Raw genomic sequence first — 18,548 nt, 5'->3', positions numbered from 1 at the left:
TGCGGATCAGCAAACAACTTTGCGTATCTGCCCCGGCCCTCGCCACGATCGCCCAGATCCCGCCTTACGTCTCCCACGTCGCGCTTCAGTGACCTGAAAGGTCCGCCCCCATGAGTACGAACCGGCCTACGAAACCGCCCGCGCAGATAAGCGCCGAGGGAGTCGATGGGGGCATTGACGACCCACGTCGACGGCGCGCCGTCCTGATCACGGTCTGCGTAGCCCTGATGGCCGTCATCGCGTCCGTATCGGGCCTCAACGTCGCCCAGCCGGACATGGCCGTCGCGTTCGACGCCTCACAGCCCACGATCCTGTGGATCATCAACAGCTACACCCTCAGCCTGGCCGCGCTGCTCCTGCCGCTCGGTGCGGTCGGCGACCGGTGGGGCCGTAAGCCGGTACTGATCGCCGGCCTGGTCATCTTCGGGGTCGCCGGCGCAGTCGCCGCCCTCGCCGCATCGGCCGAGATCATGCTCGCCGCGCGTGTCCTCAGCGGAGTGGGCGCGGCGATGATCATGCCCGTCACCCTCGCCGTCATCACCTCCACCTTCCCGGCGGAGGAACGCGGTCGGGCGATCGGCGTATGGACGGGTGTCGCGGGCGGTGGCGGCATTTTGGGCATGTTCCTGTCGGCCGCCCTGGTGGATGTGGCGAGTTGGCGGTGGCTCTTTCTCCTTCCCGTCGCGCTCGTGCTCGTCGCTCTCGTCATGACGCTGCGAACCGTTCCCGACTCGCGCGAGCACTCCGAGCACTCCTTCGACACCGTCGGCGCGCTGACCTCGGTCGTCGCCGTGGTCGGGCTCATCTTCGTCCTCCAGGAAGGACCCGAGCGGGGCTGGACCGCACCCGTGACCCTGCTCAGCCTGCTGACCGGCGTCCTCGCGGCCGTCGGCTTCGTGGCGTGGGAACTGCGCGGGCCCGCTCCACTCCTCGACGTACGCCTGTTCCGCGAACGCGGCCTGGCCGGCGGCTCCGTGGCACTTCTCGCGGTCTTCGGTGTCCAGGCCGGCATCTTCGTCGTCCTGTTCCCGTTCCTCCAGGCCGTGCTCGGCTGGTCCGGCCTCCTGTCCACGCTGGCGCTCATGCCCATGGCCGTACTGATGATGGTGACCTCCGGGCTCGCGCCCCGCGTGGCCGAACGCGTCGGCAGCCGCTCCACGATGGCCTTCGGAATCCTCCTGGGCGGCGCGGGCCTGGCCCTCATGGCCACCCTCGTCTCCGTCGGCGGCGGCTACCTCTCCGTCCTGCCCGGCATGCTCGCCATGGGAATCGGCATGGGCCTGACGATGACCCCGGCGACCGAGGCGATCACCGGGGCCCTGCCCCGGGAGCGTCAGGGCGTCGCGTCCGCGCTCAACGACGTCACCAGGGAGTTCGGGACCGCGCTCGGCGTCGCCCTACTCGGGGCGCTCCTGTCCTCCGGCTACCGAGGCGCCATCGACAGCCGACTCGAAGCCGTACCCGAGGCCACCGCCGACACCACGGGCATCGCCCGCGAAGGCATCGCCAACGCCATCGAGGTCGCGGACAAGGCGGGCGGCGGCCCGCACGCACAGGCCCTGATCCGGGCAGCGCGGGAGTCGTTCGTCGACGGCTGGCAGCAGGCCATGTGGGCGGGCGTCGCCGTCATGGCCCTCCTGTTCGTCTACATCCTCACGCGCGGCCCCCGGCGAAGTCCGACGGTGTGAAGGTCCACCGGCGCAGGGCGGCTTCGAGGCCGGTGACGGCGGCGGTGTCGCCGGTCGCGGAGTCGCCGGCCCAGGCGACCACCCCGTCAGGGCGTACCAACACCCCAGTCGGCGCGGTCTGTTCGTCCGCCGGCCCCCTCGGGTCGGTCACGTCGGTCACGCCGCCCACGTGGGTCACGCCGCTCACGCGCCCGGCCCAGTCCGCGGCGAGGCGGACGAACGCGCCGTCCGGCGTGCGGTCGAGCAGCAGGAACCCGCCGCCGTGGCCGTGGTCGACCAGGCGGGAGCCGTCCTTCAGCCACAGGTCGGGGACGTATCGGCCGACCAGCGGGTGGTCGCCGGGCAGGTCCACGCGCTGCGTGACGCCGGCGAGCTTCTTGACCGCGTACGTCGTGCCGTCCCGCGTGCTCAGCAGATCCGCGACGACCTCCCTGAGCGCGGCCGACTTGGCGTCCCCGCGCAGCACCCCGATCTGGGACCGCGTCCAGTCCAGCACCCAGGCGCCTACGGGACGGCGCTCGGCGTCGTACGTGTCGAGCAGCCCGTCGGGTGCCCGTCCGGTGATCACGGCACCGAGCTTCCAGCCGAGGTTCATCGCGTCGCCGACACCGAGGTTGAGCCCCTGGCCGCCGAACGGCGGGTGCACGTGCGCGGCGTCGCCAGCCAGGAGTACCCGTCCCGACCAATAGGTCGCGGCCTGGCGGGTGTTGTCGGTCCAGCGGGTCGGGGTGGCGCGCAGCGCGGTCAGTGTGACGTCGGTGCCCGAGATCCGGCGCAGGGTGCTCTGCAGGTCTTCGAGGGTGACCGGCGTCGAGCGGTCGGCTGGAGGGCTGTTGAACTCCACGGTCGTCACCCGGCCGGGCTGTGGCCCGCAGCGGTACACCCCCCGGGGCGTCCACACCCACCCGTCGGCGAGCAGCGAGGGGTCGGCGATGTCGACGACAGCCTGGTAGCCGGTGAGTTCGGGGTCGGTGCCGGGGAAGCCGATGCCCGCGAGGCGGCGTACGGCGCTGTGCCCGCCGTCGCACCCGACCAGCCACCCGGTGCGGACCGGGCCGGCGGTGGTGCCGACGAGCACCCCGTCGCCGGTGTCGTCGAGCGCGTTGACCTCCACCCCGCGACGTACCCGGACGCCCAGTCGCTCGACGTGCTCGGCGAGCAGCGCCTCCAGCTGGGGCTGCGGCACCATCCGCGCCCCGTCGGCGGCGGCGTGCGTGGCGAGGTCGGGATCGGTCCAGTCGACGAGGTCGGGGTCGAGGGCCATGCCCGCGAAGTGCCCGGTGAACCGCGTCTCGCCGCCCGGTCTGTCACCGGCCGCGCGGGTGAACGACCCGATCCGCTCCAGCGTCTCGCGCTGCACCTGCTCGGCGGCGGGCAGCAGGCCGCGACGGTCGAGCGCCTCGGCGGTCGGCACGTTGATCGACTGCGCCTTCATCGCCTCGTCCGGCTCGGCCCGTCGCTCCAGCACCTGCACCGTCGCCCCGGACAGGGCCAGCTCCGCGGCGAGCACAAGGCCCACCGGCCCGGCGCCGACCACGGTCACATCCGTCTCCTGCTCCACATTCATCGTCACGAACACCGTTCTATGCTCGAACGGTGTTCGTGTCAAGTTTCACACCGAGCGCCACCGCCCCACTCACCGATCAAGCCCCCGAAGCCTCCACCAGCCCGACCCCGGCCGCGCTCCGCGGCCGGGCGGCGCGCCGGAATCAGCCGCCACGGAGTAGGGCCCGCCCGACCGGGCGCGTGCCCTCAGGCGCCGGCGCCGCCGTCCACCGGGACCATCGCGCCCGTCACCATCGAGGCCCGGTCGCTGAGCAGCCACGCGGCCGCCTCGGCGACCTCGCGGGGCTCCGCCATCCGGCCGAGCGGGATGGCCGGTTTCAAGCGCTCCACAATGCCCGGGGACGCCGCCTCCCACGCGTCGATCATCTCGGTCGCGGTGCCGCCGGGGGTGATGCCGTTCACCCGGATACCGTTACGGGCCCAGCTCACCGCGGCGGTCTCGGTGATGCTGTTGAGCGCGCGCTTCATCGCGCCGTACGCGGGGAGTTCCGGGTTCGCGCGGCGGCTGCCGATGCTCGACGTGTTGACGATCGCCCCGCCACCGCCCCGGCGCATGAGCGCCGCCTCGGCGTTCATGGCGGTCCAGTGCGCGCGGAAGTTCACGGCGAACTGCTCGTCGATGTCCTCGTCGCTCGTGGTGTCGAGCGGACCGGGCCGCTGCTGGATGGCCGCGCCGTTGTTGAAGGCGCCGTCGAGCCGGCCGTGCAGCTCCCCGACGCGGCCGACCGCCGCGCGGATGCTCGTACCGTCGGCGAGGTCCAGGGTTACGGCGTCGGCGACGCCTCCGTCGGCGCGGATCCCGGCGACGACGCGGTCGAGGGCGTCGGTGCTGCGGGCGGCGAGCACGACGGCGGCGCCCTCGGCGGCGAAGAGCCGGGCGGCGGCCGCCCCGATGCCTCGGCTGGCGCCGGTGATGAACACGACCTTGCCCGTGAGCAGGCCGATGGGGGTGGTGCGGATGCTGTTCGTCATATCCACAGCGTCGCGGCCGCCCGGATCCCGATACAGGCACAGCCGGTACCAGGATCCGCCGCCGCGCGGCGCGCACACTGGAGGTATGGACAAGCAGGAGCTGGGAGCGTTCCTCCGTAGCCGCCGCGAGCGGCTCAGGCCCGAGGACGTCGGCCTTCCCTCGGGCCCGCGACGCCGGACACCGGGTCTCCGCCGTGAGGAGGTGGCGGTCCTCGCGCACATCTCCACGGAGTACTACGTGCGCCTTGAGCAGGGCAGGGCGCCGCGCCCGTCGGGCGAGGTACTCGCCGGGATCGGCGGCGCGCTGCGGCTCTCGGACGCCGAGTCCGACCACCTCCACGTCCTCGCGGGCACCGCCCCGAGCCGTAACGGACTGCACCGGCGCGATGTCCGCCCCAGCATCCTCGCGCTCCTTGAACGGCTGCCGCAGACGGCCGCTTTCGTGACCTCCGCCGCGTTCGAGGTGCTCGCGTGGAACGACCTCGCGGCCGCGCTGATGGAGAACTTCGCCGAACTCACCCCGGAGGACCGCAATCTCGCGCGCCGCGCGTTCCTCGCACCGGCGCGCGCCGGTGCGCCGCTGTACGGGGTGTCCGACACCACGGAGTTCCGGCACCACGTCGTCATGGGGCTCCGGTCCACCCTCGCCCGGTACCCGTCCGACCCCGAGGTCACCGGACTCGTCGACGAACTCCGCGACGGCAGCCCGGAGTTCGCCCGGCTCTGGGAGCGGCACGACGTACACGCCGCGCCGATGCTCACGAAGACGTTCCGGCACCCGGTCGTCGGGGAGATCACCGTCGACTGCGACTCGCTCGCGCTCACGGACAGCGACCAGCACCTCGTGCTCTACAGCGCGCCGCCGGGATCCCGGGACGCCGAGGCTCTGGCCCTGCTGAACGTACTGGGGGTCGAGAGCGTCAACGCGGGCGGTTCGCACTGAAGTTGTCCGTGCCGGGCGCCGGGCGCCGGGCGCCGGGCGCCGGGCTCGCGTGCTCGTGCCGGGCCGAACGCCCGGCGGTGGGGCGGCCAGGAACATGCCGAGCGGGAGCAGGATGGTGCGGGTGGTCAGCGGCTCCTCGCGCATCTGGCGAACCACGATGAGCAGGAGTGCGATGTCGATGAACCAGTCGGTCGTTGTCATGTGTCCGAGCATCTGCCGACGCGCCCCGAACTCCCTCAACCCAGGGGTGCAACCCGGGTTGAAGTCCGCCGGAGCCCGCCGAAGTCCGCCGGGCGCACGGCGGCGAGCATATACGTGGCGTGGCCACCTGCCTTGCCGTGCTCGGCGAACGGTGCCGACCGGCGCGGCCAGATGCCGACCGACGTGTCCCGGCGGACTTCACCCTGGTCAGCGCCCAGTCACCCTGTTGCGTGGAACACTTTTGCAAGCGGGTGCTTGCAATAGTTAGCAAGACGGGGCAGCCTGGAGTCATGGCATCACTCAACGTCGGCAATCTCGGTGAGTATCTGCGCGAGCAGCGGCGCAACGCGCAGCTGTCGTTGCGGCAGCTCTCCGAGGCCGCCGGGGTGTCCAATCCGTATCTCAGCCAGATCGAACGCGGTCTGCGCAAGCCGAGCGCGGACATCCTGCAGCAGCTCGCCAAGGCGCTGCGGATCTCCGCCGAGACGCTGTACGTGCAGGCCGGGATGCTCGACGAGCGGGAGCGCGAGGAGTTGGAGACGCGTGCCGTCATCCTCGCGGACCCGTCGATCAACGAGCGGCAGAAGCAGGTGCTCCTGCAGATCTACGAGTCCTTCCGTAAGGAGAACGGGCTCGGGACGACGAACACGGAAGCGTCGGTGACCGCGGAATCGGCCGGTAAGGGCGCCGGTACCGGTAGCGGGGACGCCGACGGGGACACGTCCGGTACGGCCGGCGGCGGTGCTGTCACCCCACCCTCACACTGATCCGGAGGAACACAGTCATGGCCATCGCCGATGACCTGCGCAAGACGTTCAGCGACCCGACCCCCCTCTACTTCGCGGCCGGTACGGCGGATCTCGCCGTCGAGCAGGCCAAGAAGGTTCCCGGGCTGATCGAGCAGCTCCGCGCGGAGGCCCCGGGCCGTATCGACGCGGTACGCAACACCGATCCCAAGATCGTCCAGTCCAAGGTCACCTCGCAGGCCAAGGAAGCGCAGACGACCGTTCAGTCCAAGGTCACCGAGGTGCTCGGGTCGCTCGACACCGATCTGAAGAAGCTCGGCGAGACCGCTCAGGACCTCGCGCTGCGGAGCGTGGGCGTGGCCGCGGAGTACGCGGTGAAGGCCCGGGAGACGTACGAGAAGGTCGCCGAGCGCGGCGAGCAGTCCGTACGGACCTGGCGGGGCGAGGCCGCCGACGAGATGACGGAGATCGCCATCGCCGTCGAGCCCGAGACGAAGCAGGCCGCCAAGCCGGCCCCCGCCAAGTCGACGGCCAAGCCGGCCCCCGCGAAGCCCGCGCCCGCCAAGGCGAAGCCGGAGGCCAAGGCCACCGGTGCCAAGCCCGCCGCGCGCAAGACGACCGCCACCCGCAAGCCGGCCGCGGCCAAGAAGGCCACGCCGCCCGCGAGCAAGTAGGACGAGTCGGTCGACGCGCCGGCAGGACGAGCGAGTCGTACATCGCCAATACAACGGTCCGGGCACCACAGCGGTGTCCGGACCGTTGTACGGGTACCTTGACGGCACACGATTCGGACAGAAACGGGCGGTGGGCAACGTGTTGATGGCCGGCTTCGACGGGCTTGTGGCTCTGCTGAGCATCCCGCTGACCGTGTTCGGCGCCTTCGCGCTGGTCGACGCGTTCATCCGGCGTGAGGACGCATTCCGCGCCGCGGACAAGCAGACCAAGCCGTTCTGGCTGATCATTCTCGGCATCGCCCTCGTGGTGAGCCTGATCTTCCCGCTGCTGTCCTTCCTGCCGATCATCGGGCTGATCGCGATCATCGTGTACTTCGTCGACGTGCGCCCCGCGATCAAGCAGGTCGGCGGCGGTGGTGGCCGTGGTGGCCGCAGCGGTGGCTCCAGCAGCGACGGACCGTACGGGCCGTACAACGGCGGTCGTTGAGCCGACCGGGCCGAGCCGACCGGGCAGGGCGCGCCGAGCCGACCGGGGCGCGGCGATGCCGTGAAGGACGGCCGCCCGGATCTCAGGCGGCCGGCGCCCGCTCCGCCACCCGCCCGCGGTCCAGCAGCAGTACGGCCACGTCGTCCGTCAGCTCGCCGCCGTTCAGCTCCCGCACCTGAGCCACCGCGGCCTCCAGCAGCTCCTCGCCGCCCAGACCCCGCGCCCGCAGGCCGGTGATCATCTCGACCATGCCCTCCTGGCCGAGCCGCTGCTTCGTACCGGCCCCGACACGGCCCTCTATCAGCCCGTCGGTGTACATCATCAGACTCCACGCCTCACCCAGCTCGACCTCACGGCGCGGCCAGCGGGCGCGCGGCAGCAGGCCGAGCGCCGGGCCGCCCTCGTCGTACGGCAGCAGCTCGGGCGCCCGGTCGGCGCGGACGACCAGCGGGGACGGGTGGCCGGCCAGACAGAGCCCCGCCCGCCGGCCGTCGGGCGCGATGTCGACCGTGCAGAGCGTCGCGAAGATCTCCTCGCTCTCCCGCTCGTGCTCCAGGACCTTCTGGAGCGTCGAGAGCAGAACGTCCCCGGACAGCCCGGCGAAGGTCAACGCCCGCCAGGCGATCCGGAGTTCCACACCCAGCGCGGCCTCGTCCGGACCATGGCCGCAGACGTCGCCGATCATCACATGGACCGTGCCGTCGGGCGTACGGACCGTGTCGTAGAAATCGCCGCCGAGCAGCGCACGGGAGCGGCCGGGCCGGTATCTGGAGGCGAAACGCAGGTTCGACCCCTGGAGGAGCGGTGTGGGCAGCAGCCCGCGCTCCAGCCGGGCGTTCTCCTGCGCCCGCAGCCGGGACTCGGTGAGCTGGCGCTGCGCGACGTCCGCGCGCTTGCGCTCCACGGCGTAGCGGATGGCGCGGCTCAGCAGCCGGCTGTCCAGCTCGTCGCGGAAGAGATAGTCCTGCGCGCCCACACGCACCGCCGCCGCGGCCCGCTCGCTGTCGCCTTCGGCGGTCAGCGCGAGAACGGCGTGGCGGGGCGCGAGCCGCAGCACATGCTTCAGCGGCGCCAGGCCGTCGCGGTCGTCGTCGTACCGGCCCGGCAGCGCCAGGTCCACGAGGATGCACTGGATGTCGTCGGTGAGCAGCCGCTCGGCCTCGGTGAGGTTGCGCGCGGTACGGATACGGACCCGGGTGCCCGCCGCGTCGGGAAGTTCCGGTGCGCTGAAGGTGCCCGCGGGATCGTCCTCGATGACGAGGAGCGTGAGGTCGCCGCCTCCGCCGGAGGTCTCCGGGGCGGGCGCACTCTCGACTGTCGAGCCGGTGCGCTGTCGCGGCACCGGTACAGGTACGGCCATCGGTCTGTGAGTCCTTCCCTCCCCCCGAGGGCACGGTGAAACGCCGATCGACGCCCCACCGACCGGGACCCTAGCGGTAGCCGGCGCCCGAAAGGAATGGCGTACGGAACGCCGTACGGAGAAGATCCCGCGTCATATGCCGCTTCCCGCCACGCATCCGGCACGATCGGCCCGCCGAAGGGGCCGGAACGGCCATGACAAACATCACGTGGAGCGGAGGGGCCCTCTACCGGTCTACTTGTCCGGCCCTACGTGTCCGGTCCGGCGTGCCGCGTCCTACTTGTCCGGCCTGACCACCCCGAGGATCAGCATCGAGCCCGCCCCCGTCAGCGTCACCTGCCGGCCCGGCCGCGGCGCGTGGACGATGGAGCCGTCACCCACGTACATACCGACATGGCTCGCGTCCTGGTGGTAGATGATCAGGTCGCCGGGCCGCATCTCCGAGACGGGGACACGGGGGAGCAGCCTCCACTGTTCCTGCGAGGTGCGTGGGATGACCTTGCCGGCCGCCCGCCACGCCTCGGAGGTCAGCCCCGAGCAGTCGAACGACGCCGGGCCCTCGGCGCCCCACACGTACGGCTTGCCGATCTGCGCCGTCGCGTACGCGATCGCCTTCTTGCCCTGGGCGCTCGCCTCGCCGTTGATGTCCTTGAGCGCGCCCGAACCCAGCCAGGCTTCCTGCGCCTTGGCCAGATCCTGCTGCTCCAGCATCAGCAGCCGGTCGCGCTCTTCCTTCTCCAGCCCCGCCTCGATCTTCTTGGCGGCCTTTATCTTCTCGTTGATCTCCTTCTTCGCCTTCGCCTGCTTGACCCGGCTGGCTTCGAGCTTGGTCCACTCGGCGCCGGCCTTCTTCGTGTACGAGGTCAAGTCGTCCTGCGCCTTGGTCATTTGGCCCAGGAGGTCCTTGGTCGCCTTCTGGCCCCGCTGGACGCGGCCCGCGCCGTCGAGGAAGAGCTGAGGGTCGTCGGTGAGCAGCAGTTGGGCCTCGGGCGGCAGTCCGCCCGCGCGGTACTGCGCGCGGGCCGCGGCGCCGGCCTGGCGCTTGAGCCGGTCGATCCGGACCTGGCCGTTGACGATCTCGCTGGACAGCCTGACCAGTTCGGCCGACTGGTTGTCGGCGCGCTCCTCGGCGAGGTTGTACGCGTCGGTGGCCGAGGTGGCCTGGCCGTACAGCCCGTCGATCTTCCGCCGCACCGCTTCGAGCTTCGAGTCGTCCGCGCCGGAGGACTTGCCGTCCGCCCCCGGCGGGAGGGTGCGGTCGAACGGCCGGGGCGCCACCGGCGGGTCACTCGGCGAGGCGGGGGACGACGGGGACGAGGGAGAAGCCGGGGACGCGGGGGAGGCTGGGGACGCGGGAGCTGCGTACGCCTGGTTCAGCAACGCCGGTGACGTGAGCACCGACAGAGCGCAGACGACCGTGATCGCGGCTGTGACACAGCGGCGTCGGTTCACAAGCTCCCCCTCCGGACTTCGGACGAATACAGCTGACTTACTGTCAGTAACTGTTCTCCGCCGACGCGATCGTGCCATGCCCACCCCCGGAACGACAGGGGGCAGTGCCTGTTCACACGGCCGCGTCTACCCGTCAGGGACGAACGACCCGCCGCTCACGTTCCCTTGAACGCATCCGTTTCGCCGGAGTTCGGCGCCAGAGCCCTCCACTCCACCGTCACTTCACCCTGCCGCCATCTGCTCCGCCCGCCGCCCGCCGCCGGGCCGGCGAGCGGCCAGTCCGCCGACAGATCCTCCACGGTCCTGATCCACCGCTGCCGGGCGCCGAGCGAGGCGTACGGGGCTGCCGCCGCCCACGCCCGGTCGAAGTCCCGCAGGAACGCGTGCACCGGCTCGCCCGGCACGTTGCGGTGGATCAACGCCTTGGGCAGCCGCTCCGCCAGGTCCGAAGGACGGTCGAGCGAGCCGAGCCGGGTCGCGAAGGTGACCGTGCGCGGACCCTCCGTACCGAGGGCGACCCAGACATGGCGCCGCCCGATCTCGTCGCACGTGCCCTCGACCAGCAGGCCGCCGGGCGCGAGCCGGGCGCGGAGCCGGGTCCACACCGCCGCGACCTCGCTCTCGTCGTACTGCCGCAGGACGTTCGCCGCCCGGATCAGCAGCGGCCTGCGGCCGTCGGAGCCCGGGTCCGCCGAGCCCGGGTCCGCCGAGTGCGGGTCCGGGGGCAGCGGGATCTCGAAACCGCCGTGTACGAAGCTGAGCCCGTCCTCCTCGTACGGAAGCGCCGCCGCGACCCGCGCGGGCTCGATCTCGACGCCGACCACCTCGGTGCGCGGCTCGGCCGCGCGCAGCCGCCGCAGCAGTTCGACGGCCGTCCAGGGCGCGGCGCCGTACCCGAGGTCGACGGCGACGGGGTCGGCCGAGCGGCGCAGTACCGGCCCGTGTACGGCGGCGATCCAGCGGTCCATGCGGCGCAGCCGGTTCGGGTTGGTCGTACCGCGCGTGACCGTGCCCACGGGGCGGCGGGGCGGGGAGGGCGGGCGCGCGGGCATGCCGGTGAGCCTAACGACGCGCCGGACGGTGACGAACGGCGGCGGGCGGTGCCGCCCGGCGACCGCCCCCCGCGGCTGCCGGAGCCGCCCCCACGGCTCCCGCGGCCGCCCGCCGACTGCCGGAACCCGCCCCAAGGGTTGAGCCGCCAACGGCAACGATTCGGCAAAGCCGGAAATGAAAGGGCGCGTTCCGGCGTTGCCGCGTCCCAGAGGGTCCCCACACCCTCCCCTAGTCATGCTCCGAGCGAGAGGTCAGTCGACGTGAGCCAGTACGTGTCCAGGCTTGCCGGCACCCTGGTGTCACCACCCCGGCTCCGGATCCCCGGCCACCCCCGCAAACCGCGGCGCGTGGCCATGCTCAGCGTCCACACCTCCCCGCTGCACCAGCCGGGAACGGGCGACGCGGGCGGCATGAACGTGTACATCGTCGAGCTGGCCAAGCGCCTGGCCGCCATCGACATCGAGGTCGAGATCTTCACCCGCTCGACCACCGGCGGGCTGCCCCCCAGCGTGGAGCTGGCGCCGGGTGTGCTCGTACGGCACGTGGACGCCGGTCCGTACGAGGGCCTGGCCAAGGAGGAGCTGCCCGCGCAGCTCTGCGCCTTCACGCACGGCGTGATGCAGGCATGGGCGGGGCAGCGCGCCGGATACTACGACCTCGTCCACTCCCACTACTGGCTCTCCGGCCATGTCGGCTGGCTCGCCGCCGAGCGGTGGGGCGCGCCCCTCGTCCACGCCATGCACACGATGGCCAAGGTCAAGAACGCCTCGCTGGCCGAGGGCGACACCCCCGAGCCGTCGGCCCGCGTCATAGGCGAGACGCAGATCGTGCGCGCCGCCGACCGGCTGATCGCGAACACCTCCGAGGAGGCCGACGAACTCGTCCGCTTCTACGAGGCGGACCCCGCGAAGGTCGCCGTCGTCCACCCCGGCGTGAACCTGGACGTCTTCCGCCCGGCCGACGGCCGCGCGGCCGCCCGCGCCCGCCTGGGGCTGCCGCAGGACGCCTTCGTGCCGCTCTTCGCCGGCCGTATCCAGCCGCTCAAGGCCCCGGACGTCCTGCTGCGCGCGGCGGCCGTCCTGCTGGAGCGATGTCCGGGCCTCCGTAAGAAGATGGTCGTCCCGGTGGTGGGCGGCCCGAGCGGCAGCGGTCTGGCCAAGCCCGAGGGACTGCACAAGCTCGCGGCCAGGCTCGGTATCGCCGATGTCGTACGGTTCTGCCCGCCGGTCGGCCAGGAGGCGCTCGCCGACTGGTTCCGCGCGGCGTCGGTGCTGGTCATGCCGTCGTACAGCGAGTCCTTCGGCCTTGTCGCCATAGAGGCGCAGGCGGCGGGGACCCCGGTGGTCGCGGCCGCCGTGGGCGGTCTCCCGGTGGCCGTACGCAACGGCCAGACCGGCTTTCTGATCCCCGGCCACGAGCCGGAGGCGTACGCCCAGGCGCTCGCCCGCTTCGTCGACCGGCCCGAGCTGGTGGACCGGATGGGGCTGGCGGCCTCGCGACACGCGCAGTCCTTCGGCTGGGACACGGCGGCGTCGGCGACGGCGGACGTCTACACGGCCGCCGTGCATGATCACCGGGGTCGCGTACGCTCGCACCATGGCTGACGAAGCGCGAGCTGAGGCAGGCGGCACCGCCAAGGCACGCGGCACCGCTCAGGCCGCCCATGCCACCGGCACCGCCCACACCGCTCAGCCCGGCGGCACCACCGACACCGCCCACGCCACCCACCTCGTGGAACAGAGCCTGAAGGCCGCCGCGCTCGACTCCGGTCTGGAGTGGGAGAGCCCGGAGCCCGGCTCCTTCGTCGTCACGCTCCCCGGCACCCGCAAGCTCTCCACGACCTGCTCCCTGCGCGTCGGCCGGCACTCCCTCTCCGTCAACGCCTTCGTCGTCAGGCACCCGGACGAGAACGAGGGGGCCGTCCACCGCTGGCTGCTGGAGCGCAATCTCAAGCTGTACGGGGTGGCGTACGCGGTCGACCGGCTCGGCGACATCTACCTCTCCGGCAAACTGCCGCTCTCCGCCGTCGGTGAGGACGAGCTGGACCGGCTCCTCGGATCCGTACTGGAAGAGGCCGACGGATCCTTCAACACGCTGCTGGAGCTGGGGTTCGCGAGCGCGATCCGCAAGGAGTACGCGTGGCGGGTCTCCCGTGGCGAGTCCACACGCAATCTCGACGCCTTCACGCACCTGACGCGGCGCCCCGAACGCCCGTCGAGCTGACCGCCCGGCATCCTCTGCACGACTCTTCCCTCGCTCCCTCGCGCCATGGCATGCTCACGATGACCGCAGACCTGAACTGAGTTCATATATGTGGAGGTTGATGAGTGTGGGGAACGTTCGACGGACCATCAGCAGACGGGCTCTGCTCACCAGCGCCATCGCCGTGGCGGCGGCCGGTGCCGCGAGCGGTTCCGCCTCTGCGGCCGTGCCGCGAGCGCCCCGGTCGCCCCGCGCCCCACGTATCTCCCCGCTCTGGCGTGAGTTCACCGAGTCGCCGCTCACCCACCCCCAGATCCCTTACGTCGGCCGGGCCGGCCAGCGCGCCGGAGCCGACCGCTTCCCGCGCCCCCGCGTGGTCGCCGACGTCCGCGCGTACGGCGCCAAGAGCGACGGCTCCGCCGACGCGGCCCCCGCCATCAACCGCGCGATCGCCGACGCGGGCAGGCGCGGCGGCGGCACGGTCCTCGTCCCGGCGGGCACCTACCGCATCGACGACATCATCCGTATCTCCCACAGCAACGTGGTGCTGCGCGGCGCGGGCAGCAAGCGCACCAAGCTGTACGCGATGAAGAACCTCACCGAGCTGATCGGCCCGTACGGCAGCCGGTTCGGCGGCGACAAGTCGAGCTGGTCCTGGGCGGGCGGCCTCATCTGGCTCGCCCCGGAAGGGCGGCTCAACTCGCTCATCGAGGCCGTCAAGGCGAAGAAGTGGCCCCTGGAGGGCTGGACGGGCAACGAGCGCACGGAGTTCGAGCCCCTCACCGCCGTCGCGCCCGCCCGGCGCGGCGATCTGACCGTGACCGTCGAGGACGCGTCGAGGATCGAACGCGGCGAGATCGTCCTCTTCCGGGTCGCCGACGACGCCGACCACACGCTCCTGGAGCACATGTCGGGCGGCGGCCCGGCGACGGAGGCGTACGACTGGTCCGACAAGTCGAAGCTGCTGAGTTACGTGCCGTACGAGTGGCCCGTGCGCGTCACCTCTGTAAGAGGACGCCAAGTCACCCTGGAACGACCGCTCCCGGTGGACATCCGCCCCGAGTGGAACACCATGATCACCACGCTCGTCACACCGCTCACCGGCTCCGGTGTGGAGGGTCTGACGCTCGAAGCGGTCGAGACGCCGCAGTCGGTGCACCTCCTGGACAAGGGCCACAACGGCGTCACCTTCCAGTGCGCGTACGACTGCTGGGCCGACGATGTCACCGTCCGGCACTGCGACAACAGCTTCGGCCTCGTCGCCGCCTCCGCCTGCACGCTGCGCCGTACCCGCGTGGAGGGGCGCGGCTCGCACCATCCGTACTTCTGCCGCGAGGCTTCGCACGACAACCTCATCGAGGACTTCTTCATCGGCGCGCGGACCGTCCCGGCCCCCGCGGGCACCCAACTGCACGGCATCAACGTCGAGGGCCTCTCCAGCTACAACGTCTGGTCGCGGGGCGTGATGGAGATGGGCACCTTCGACACCCACCGGGGGCTGCCGTTCGCCAACCTCCGTACGGAGATCACGCTCGACAACAACGGGACGCACGGCGGCGACGCGTCCGCGGGACCGCTGTACGGGGCGCGGTTCACCCACTGGAACGTCACCGTCCAGAACGAGCGGGCCGGTCTGGTCAAGATCGACGGGATCGCGCCGTACAGCGTGACGGCCGGCATCAGCGAGGTGCGCGAGTTCGGACAGATCGATGTCCCGGACTTCAAGGGCGAGTTGAACACCCGGCTGGAGGCGTACGGCACGCCGCGGGATCTGCGGCCGAGCAATCTGTACGAGGCGCAGCGCGGGCTCAAGCTGCGCTGAACGCCCCCGCGCGGACCCGGGATCACCTACGGGACGGGTGACTTCGCGACCTCCTCCAGCCCCGGCCCCGGCCCCGGCCCCGTCTCCGGCCTCGACGTCGGCACCGGCTCCGTACGCGAGTCGGCGCCGGGGTCGCGGTCGCGGTCGAACCCGACGTCCACGCCCTCCTTGGGAAGCCCCCGCATCAGCAGCCAGTACCCGCCCGCGGCCACCGTCCCCAGCACCGCGCAGATGCCCCACAGCCAGTCGGCGCCGTAGTGGTCGATCAGGAAGCCCGACATCAGCGGGGCGACCAGACCGGCCACCGCCCACGACATCGTGTACATGCCCTGGTAGCGGCCCCGCCCGTGGACCGGTGAGAGCCGGACCACGATGCTGGTCTGCGTCGGGGCGTTGATGATCTCGGCGAACGTCCACACGCACACCGCCAGCGCGTAGACGGCGAGCGATCCGGCGAAGGCCGTCAGGCCGAAGCCGTACCCCGCCAGCGCCGAGGAGAGGATCAGCAGCCTGCGGGTGTCACGGTGCTCGATGAAACGGGTGACGGGGATCTGGAGCGCCACGATCAGCACACCGTTGAACGCGATGATCATCCCGAAGTCGGAGCTGCTGAAGCCGTCCGTGCCCATCGCGACCGGCAGGCCCACGAACCCCTGCTGGAAGATCAGCGCGACCAGGAACGACAGCCCGACCACACTCATGAAGCGGCCGTCCCGCAGGACCGTCCGCATCCCGACCTCCGGCTCGCTCTTCCCGTCCACCAGGACGCGTTCGGGCCGGGACTCGGGCACCTTGAGGAAGATCAGTACGGCGCAGGCCAGCGTCATCGCCGCCTCGCCCAGGAAGCCGGCGAGATAGCTGAACTCGGCGATGAAGCCCGCCGCGACCGACGAGATCGCGAACCCCAGGTTGATCGCCCAGTAGTTGAGCGAGAACGCCCGCACCCGGTCCTCGGGCTTCACGATGTCCGCCATCATCGCCTGGACGGCGGGGCGCGAGGCGTTGGAGGTCATCCCGACGAGGAACGCGACGCCCGCGATGGCGGCCGGATCCTGCATGAAGCCGAGCAGCGCGACCGACGCAGCCGTCGACGACTGCGCGATCAGCAGCGTGGGCCGCCGCCCGAGCCGGTCGGTCATCACGCCCGCGCCGACCGAGGAGACGACACCGCCGAGGCCGTGGAGCGAGGCGACGAGACCGGCGTACGACGCCGAGTAGCCGCGCTCCATGGTCAGGTACAGCACCATGAAGGTGGCGACGAAGGCGCCGAGCCGGTTGACCAGCGTGCTCGTCCACAGCCACCAGAACTCCCGGGGCAGCCCCGAGACACTCCGTCCGACGCTCTCGACCGCGGCGCGTCTCAGTCCGGCGATGGACATGCGTCATTCCCCCGAGGTGCCGCGGGCCGGCCCGTGGGGGCCGGTCCGGCGGTGTAAGTGGCCGACTGGTCAACCGCAACTTACGTATGCGCGTCCCTCAGCCACCAGTCAATTGACGGCAGGCGTCAATCGGAAACGTTCGATTAGGCTCGGGCCCATGGCCGACGCACCGTACAAGTTGATCCTCCTCCGCCACGGCGAGAGCGAATGGAACGCGAAGAACCTGTTCACCGGCTGGGTGGACGTCAATCTCACGGACAAGGGCGAGAAGGAGGCCGTGCGCGGCGGTGAGCTGCTGAAGGATGCCGGTCTGCTGCCCGACGTCCTGCACACCTCCCTGCAGAAGCGCGCGATCCGCACCGCCACGCTGGCGCTGGAGTCCGCCGACCGCTCCTGGATCCCCGTCCGCCGCTCCTGGCGCCTGAACGAGCGGCACTACGGCGCGCTCCAGGGCAAGGACAAGGCGCAGACGCTCGCCGAGTTCGGCGAGGAGCAGTTCATGCTCTGGCGCCGCTCGTACGACACCCCGCCGCCGGAGCTGGAGGACGGCACCGAGTTCTCCCAGAGCGACGACCCGCGCTACGCGACGATCCCGCCGGAGCTGCGCCCGCGCACCGAGTGCCTCAAGGACGTCGTCGTCCGCATGCTGCCGTACTGGTACGACAGCATCGTCCCGGACCTGCTGACCGGCCGCACCGTCCTGGTCGCCGCGCACGGCAACAGCCTGCGCGCGCTGGTGAAGCACCTGGACGGCGTCTCGGACGCGGACATCGCGGGTCTCAACATCCCCACGGGCATCCCGCTCGCCTACGAACTGGACGCCGACTTCCGCCCGGTCAAGACGGGCGGTACCTACCTGGACCCGGACGCGGCTGCGGCGGCGATCGAGGCCGTGAAGAACCAGGGCAAGAAGAAGTAAGAATTCATCTGTCGTCACAGCCCCCTGCCGCCCGGATTCTCCGCGCGGCAGGGGGCTTCGTGTTCCCCTTTTCGTATTCCCTGTGGTCACTTGCGTCAACTCCTGTCCCAAAGGTCGGCGCACCGCCACGACCAGTGAAAATACGTGCCGAGGAGTAATGCGATTTCCTGGCGGAGAGGGCCCCGGTGGAGGATCCTGGATCTCCATCGCAGGGGGGTACGCACGGTGTCGTACAAGAGCGAAGACATCCAAGTTCAAGTGAGCCGACGTGTGTTGTGGGTGGGCAGTCAGGCCTATCCGCTGCAGAACATCGCACGCGCGTCGACCCTGGAGACGTTCGTCAATCGCAGGGCCGCGGTATGGGCCTTCGTCAAATCCGTTCTCAAATGGGGAGTTCTGGGCGCGATCGGCTGGGCGGCGTTGAGCCTTGGCGGTGATGACACCTCGGACATCAGGCTCGTGATGATCGCGGTCGTCGTCGCCGTCCTCGCCTACAAGCTGTTCATGCTCGTCCGCGTCCTGTCGACGCCCACGCTCTACTCGTTGGTGATCGAGACCGCGGGATCGCCGAATCACGCACTGACCAGTGACGACAAGGATCTGGTCATCCGAATCGTGCACGACATCATGAACGCGATCGACAATGCCGAGGCGGCGTTCAGCTACAACGTGAAGCACTATCACGGTGATGTGATCAAGCAGATCGGGGACCGCAACGTGGGGAAGCAGGCGACGACTTGAGCACGAACAACTACTACGGGGACTCCGTCGAGCAGCACGGCGACGGCAATATCGGCATGATCAAGAATTCGTCGCCGGCCGACCCGCAGGTGGCTTTCCGCGAAATGATCGCGGCGGTGCAGATTCTGCGGGGACAGGTGAATCCCGCGGACCGCGCCGTGATCGACGAATCCCTGAACGAGCTCACCGCGAGCGACGGGGACGAGGGCCGTTTCCGCCGGGCACTGGCCGGGATCGCCGGAGTGGCGACGATGGTCGGCGGGGTGGGCGTCCCGGTGGTCGAGGCGGTGCAGCGGGTCGCGGCGGCCTTCACGCAGTAGCGGTACGGCGGGCGGAGCCCGTC

Annotated in this window: 17 protein-coding genes; 11 read left to right on the top strand and 6 right to left on the bottom strand. The window is 71.0% G+C overall.

Features of this window, described 5'->3' with window-relative positions; all coding sequences use genetic code 11:
- Window positions 1-110: 110 nt before the first annotated feature.
- Window positions 111-1,688 (top strand): MFS transporter, encoded by a 1,578-nt coding sequence (locus tag ACFUN8_RS03280; protein WP_383630626.1) that lies wholly within the window; start codon window positions 111-113, stop codon window positions 1,686-1,688.
- Here the strand turns inward: ACFUN8_RS03280 and ACFUN8_RS03275 are convergent.
- Window positions 1,654-3,255: an FAD-dependent monooxygenase gene (locus ACFUN8_RS03275; RefSeq protein ID WP_383630931.1), complete on the bottom strand. Its 1,602-nt coding sequence runs from the start codon at window positions 3,253-3,255 to the stop codon at window positions 1,654-1,656. The genes ACFUN8_RS03280 and ACFUN8_RS03275 overlap by 35 nt on opposite strands.
- Before the next feature lie 185 nt (window positions 3,256-3,440).
- Window positions 3,441-4,226: an SDR family NAD(P)-dependent oxidoreductase gene (locus ACFUN8_RS03270; RefSeq protein WP_383630623.1), complete on the bottom strand. Its 786-nt coding sequence runs from the start codon at window positions 4,224-4,226 to the stop codon at window positions 3,441-3,443.
- An 85-nt stretch (window positions 4,227-4,311) separates the two neighbouring features.
- On the opposite strand from ACFUN8_RS03270, the gene ACFUN8_RS03265 reads away from it, so the two are divergent.
- From ACFUN8_RS03265 to ACFUN8_RS03250, 4 genes are all read left to right on the top strand, one after another.
- Window positions 4,312-5,169, top strand: a complete 858-nt coding sequence (locus tag ACFUN8_RS03265) for a helix-turn-helix transcriptional regulator (RefSeq protein ID WP_383630620.1) — start codon at window positions 4,312-4,314, stop codon at window positions 5,167-5,169.
- A 491-nt stretch (window positions 5,170-5,660) separates the two neighbouring features.
- Window positions 5,661-6,137, top strand: coding sequence for a helix-turn-helix domain-containing protein (locus tag ACFUN8_RS03260; protein WP_383630617.1), 477 nt, complete (start codon window positions 5,661-5,663; stop codon window positions 6,135-6,137).
- A 17-nt stretch (window positions 6,138-6,154) separates the two neighbouring features.
- The gene (locus tag ACFUN8_RS03255; protein WP_383630614.1) at window positions 6,155-6,790 is read left to right on the top strand and encodes a hypothetical protein; all 636 of its coding nucleotides are present in this window, start codon (window positions 6,155-6,157) and stop codon (window positions 6,788-6,790) included.
- Window positions 6,791-6,929: 139 nt separating this feature from the next.
- Window positions 6,930-7,277 (top strand): DUF2516 family protein, encoded by a 348-nt coding sequence (locus tag ACFUN8_RS03250; RefSeq protein WP_383630928.1) that lies wholly within the window; start codon window positions 6,930-6,932, stop codon window positions 7,275-7,277.
- A gap of 82 nt (window positions 7,278-7,359) precedes the next feature.
- On the opposite strand, the gene ACFUN8_RS03245 is transcribed toward ACFUN8_RS03250, so the two are convergent.
- The 3 genes from ACFUN8_RS03245 to ACFUN8_RS03235 form a co-directional block, all read right to left on the bottom strand.
- On the bottom strand, window positions 7,360-8,637 hold the full coding sequence (locus tag ACFUN8_RS03245; protein ID WP_383630611.1) for a PP2C family protein-serine/threonine phosphatase: 1,278 nt from the start codon (window positions 8,635-8,637) through the stop codon (window positions 7,360-7,362).
- Between the two features lie 276 nt (window positions 8,638-8,913).
- Window positions 8,914-10,089 (bottom strand): C40 family peptidase, encoded by a 1,176-nt coding sequence (locus tag ACFUN8_RS03240; protein ID WP_383630608.1) that lies wholly within the window; start codon window positions 10,087-10,089, stop codon window positions 8,914-8,916.
- A 155-nt stretch (window positions 10,090-10,244) separates the two neighbouring features.
- Entirely contained in the window at window positions 10,245-11,141 is an 897-nt protein-coding gene (locus ACFUN8_RS03235) for a class I SAM-dependent methyltransferase (RefSeq protein ID WP_383630606.1), read from the bottom strand.
- Window positions 11,142-11,402: 261 nt separating this feature from the next.
- Here ACFUN8_RS03235 and mshA point away from each other — a divergent pair, with 261 nt between their 5' ends.
- The 3 genes from mshA (at window position 11,403) to ACFUN8_RS03220 (ending at window position 15,166) form a co-directional block, all read left to right on the top strand.
- Complete coding sequence (gene mshA, locus ACFUN8_RS03230; RefSeq protein WP_383630604.1) at window positions 11,403-12,746, top strand: D-inositol-3-phosphate glycosyltransferase; 1,344 nt, start codon at window positions 11,403-11,405, stop codon at window positions 12,744-12,746.
- Window positions 12,739-13,365, top strand: a complete 627-nt coding sequence (locus ACFUN8_RS03225) for a YbjN domain-containing protein (protein ID WP_383630602.1) — start codon at window positions 12,739-12,741, stop codon at window positions 13,363-13,365. The genes mshA and ACFUN8_RS03225 overlap by 8 nt, the downstream gene beginning before the upstream one ends.
- A gap of 100 nt (window positions 13,366-13,465) precedes the next feature.
- A complete protein-coding gene (locus tag ACFUN8_RS03220; protein ID WP_383630600.1) occupies window positions 13,466-15,166 on the top strand; it encodes a glycosyl hydrolase family 28-related protein in 1,701 nt (566 codons plus the stop codon).
- A 26-nt stretch (window positions 15,167-15,192) separates the two neighbouring features.
- Here ACFUN8_RS03220 and ACFUN8_RS03215 read toward each other — a convergent pair whose 3' ends face one another.
- Window positions 15,193-16,545: an MDR family MFS transporter gene (locus ACFUN8_RS03215; RefSeq protein WP_383630598.1), complete on the bottom strand. Its 1,353-nt coding sequence runs from the start codon at window positions 16,543-16,545 to the stop codon at window positions 15,193-15,195.
- 157 nt (window positions 16,546-16,702) lie between these two features.
- Between ACFUN8_RS03215 and ACFUN8_RS03210 the strand changes: the two genes are divergently transcribed.
- The 3 genes from ACFUN8_RS03210 to ACFUN8_RS03200 all read left to right on the top strand — a co-directional run bounded on the left by ACFUN8_RS03210 (window position 16,703) and on the right by ACFUN8_RS03200 (window position 18,525).
- Complete coding sequence (locus tag ACFUN8_RS03210; protein WP_382561368.1) at window positions 16,703-17,464, top strand: phosphoglyceromutase; 762 nt, start codon at window positions 16,703-16,705, stop codon at window positions 17,462-17,464.
- 225 nt (window positions 17,465-17,689) lie between these two features.
- On the top strand, window positions 17,690-18,205 hold the full coding sequence (locus ACFUN8_RS03205) for a DUF6232 family protein (protein ID WP_383630596.1): 516 nt from the start codon (window positions 17,690-17,692) through the stop codon (window positions 18,203-18,205).
- Window positions 18,202-18,525 carry a hypothetical protein gene (locus ACFUN8_RS03200; RefSeq protein ID WP_383630593.1) on the top strand — a complete coding sequence of 108 codons (324 nt, stop codon included), beginning with the start codon at window positions 18,202-18,204 and terminating at the stop codon, window positions 18,523-18,525. The genes ACFUN8_RS03205 and ACFUN8_RS03200 overlap by 4 nt, the downstream gene beginning before the upstream one ends.
- The last annotated feature ends 23 nt before the right edge of the window (window positions 18,526-18,548 follow it).

The organism is Streptomyces sp. NPDC057307 (genome assembly GCF_042667665.1).
GTDB lineage: Bacteria > Actinomycetota > Actinomycetes > Streptomycetales > Streptomycetaceae > Streptomyces.
Note: the sequence above shows the minus strand (reverse complement) of the source record. Positions and strands in the feature narration are given on the sequence as shown.

Bases quoted from the DNA above. Each gene is read 5' to 3' on its own strand.
- ACFUN8_RS03280 (WP_383630626.1), top strand. From the start codon at position 111: ATGAGTACGAACCGGCCTACGAAACCGCCCGCGCAGATAAGCGCCGAG.
- ACFUN8_RS03275 (WP_383630931.1), bottom strand. From the start codon at position 3,255: ATGAATGTGGAGCAGGAGACGGATGTGACCGTGGTCGGCGCCGGGCCG.
- ACFUN8_RS03270 (WP_383630623.1), bottom strand. From the start codon at position 4,226: ATGACGAACAGCATCCGCACCACCCCCATCGGCCTGCTCACGGGCAAG.
- ACFUN8_RS03265 (WP_383630620.1), top strand. From the start codon at position 4,312: ATGGACAAGCAGGAGCTGGGAGCGTTCCTCCGTAGCCGCCGCGAGCGG.
- ACFUN8_RS03260 (WP_383630617.1), top strand. From the start codon at position 5,661: ATGGCATCACTCAACGTCGGCAATCTCGGTGAGTATCTGCGCGAGCAG.
- ACFUN8_RS03255 (WP_383630614.1), top strand. From the start codon at position 6,155: ATGGCCATCGCCGATGACCTGCGCAAGACGTTCAGCGACCCGACCCCC.
- ACFUN8_RS03245 (WP_383630611.1), bottom strand. From the start codon at position 8,637: ATGGCCGTACCTGTACCGGTGCCGCGACAGCGCACCGGCTCGACAGTC.
- ACFUN8_RS03235 (WP_383630606.1), bottom strand. From the start codon at position 11,141: ATGCCCGCGCGCCCGCCCTCCCCGCCCCGCCGCCCCGTGGGCACGGTC.
- ACFUN8_RS03225 (WP_383630602.1), top strand. From the start codon at position 12,739: ATGGCTGACGAAGCGCGAGCTGAGGCAGGCGGCACCGCCAAGGCACGC.
- ACFUN8_RS03220 (WP_383630600.1), top strand. From the start codon at position 13,466: ATGAGTGTGGGGAACGTTCGACGGACCATCAGCAGACGGGCTCTGCTC.
- ACFUN8_RS03215 (WP_383630598.1), bottom strand. From the start codon at position 16,545: ATGTCCATCGCCGGACTGAGACGCGCCGCGGTCGAGAGCGTCGGACGG.
- ACFUN8_RS03210 (WP_382561368.1), top strand. From the start codon at position 16,703: ATGGCCGACGCACCGTACAAGTTGATCCTCCTCCGCCACGGCGAGAGC.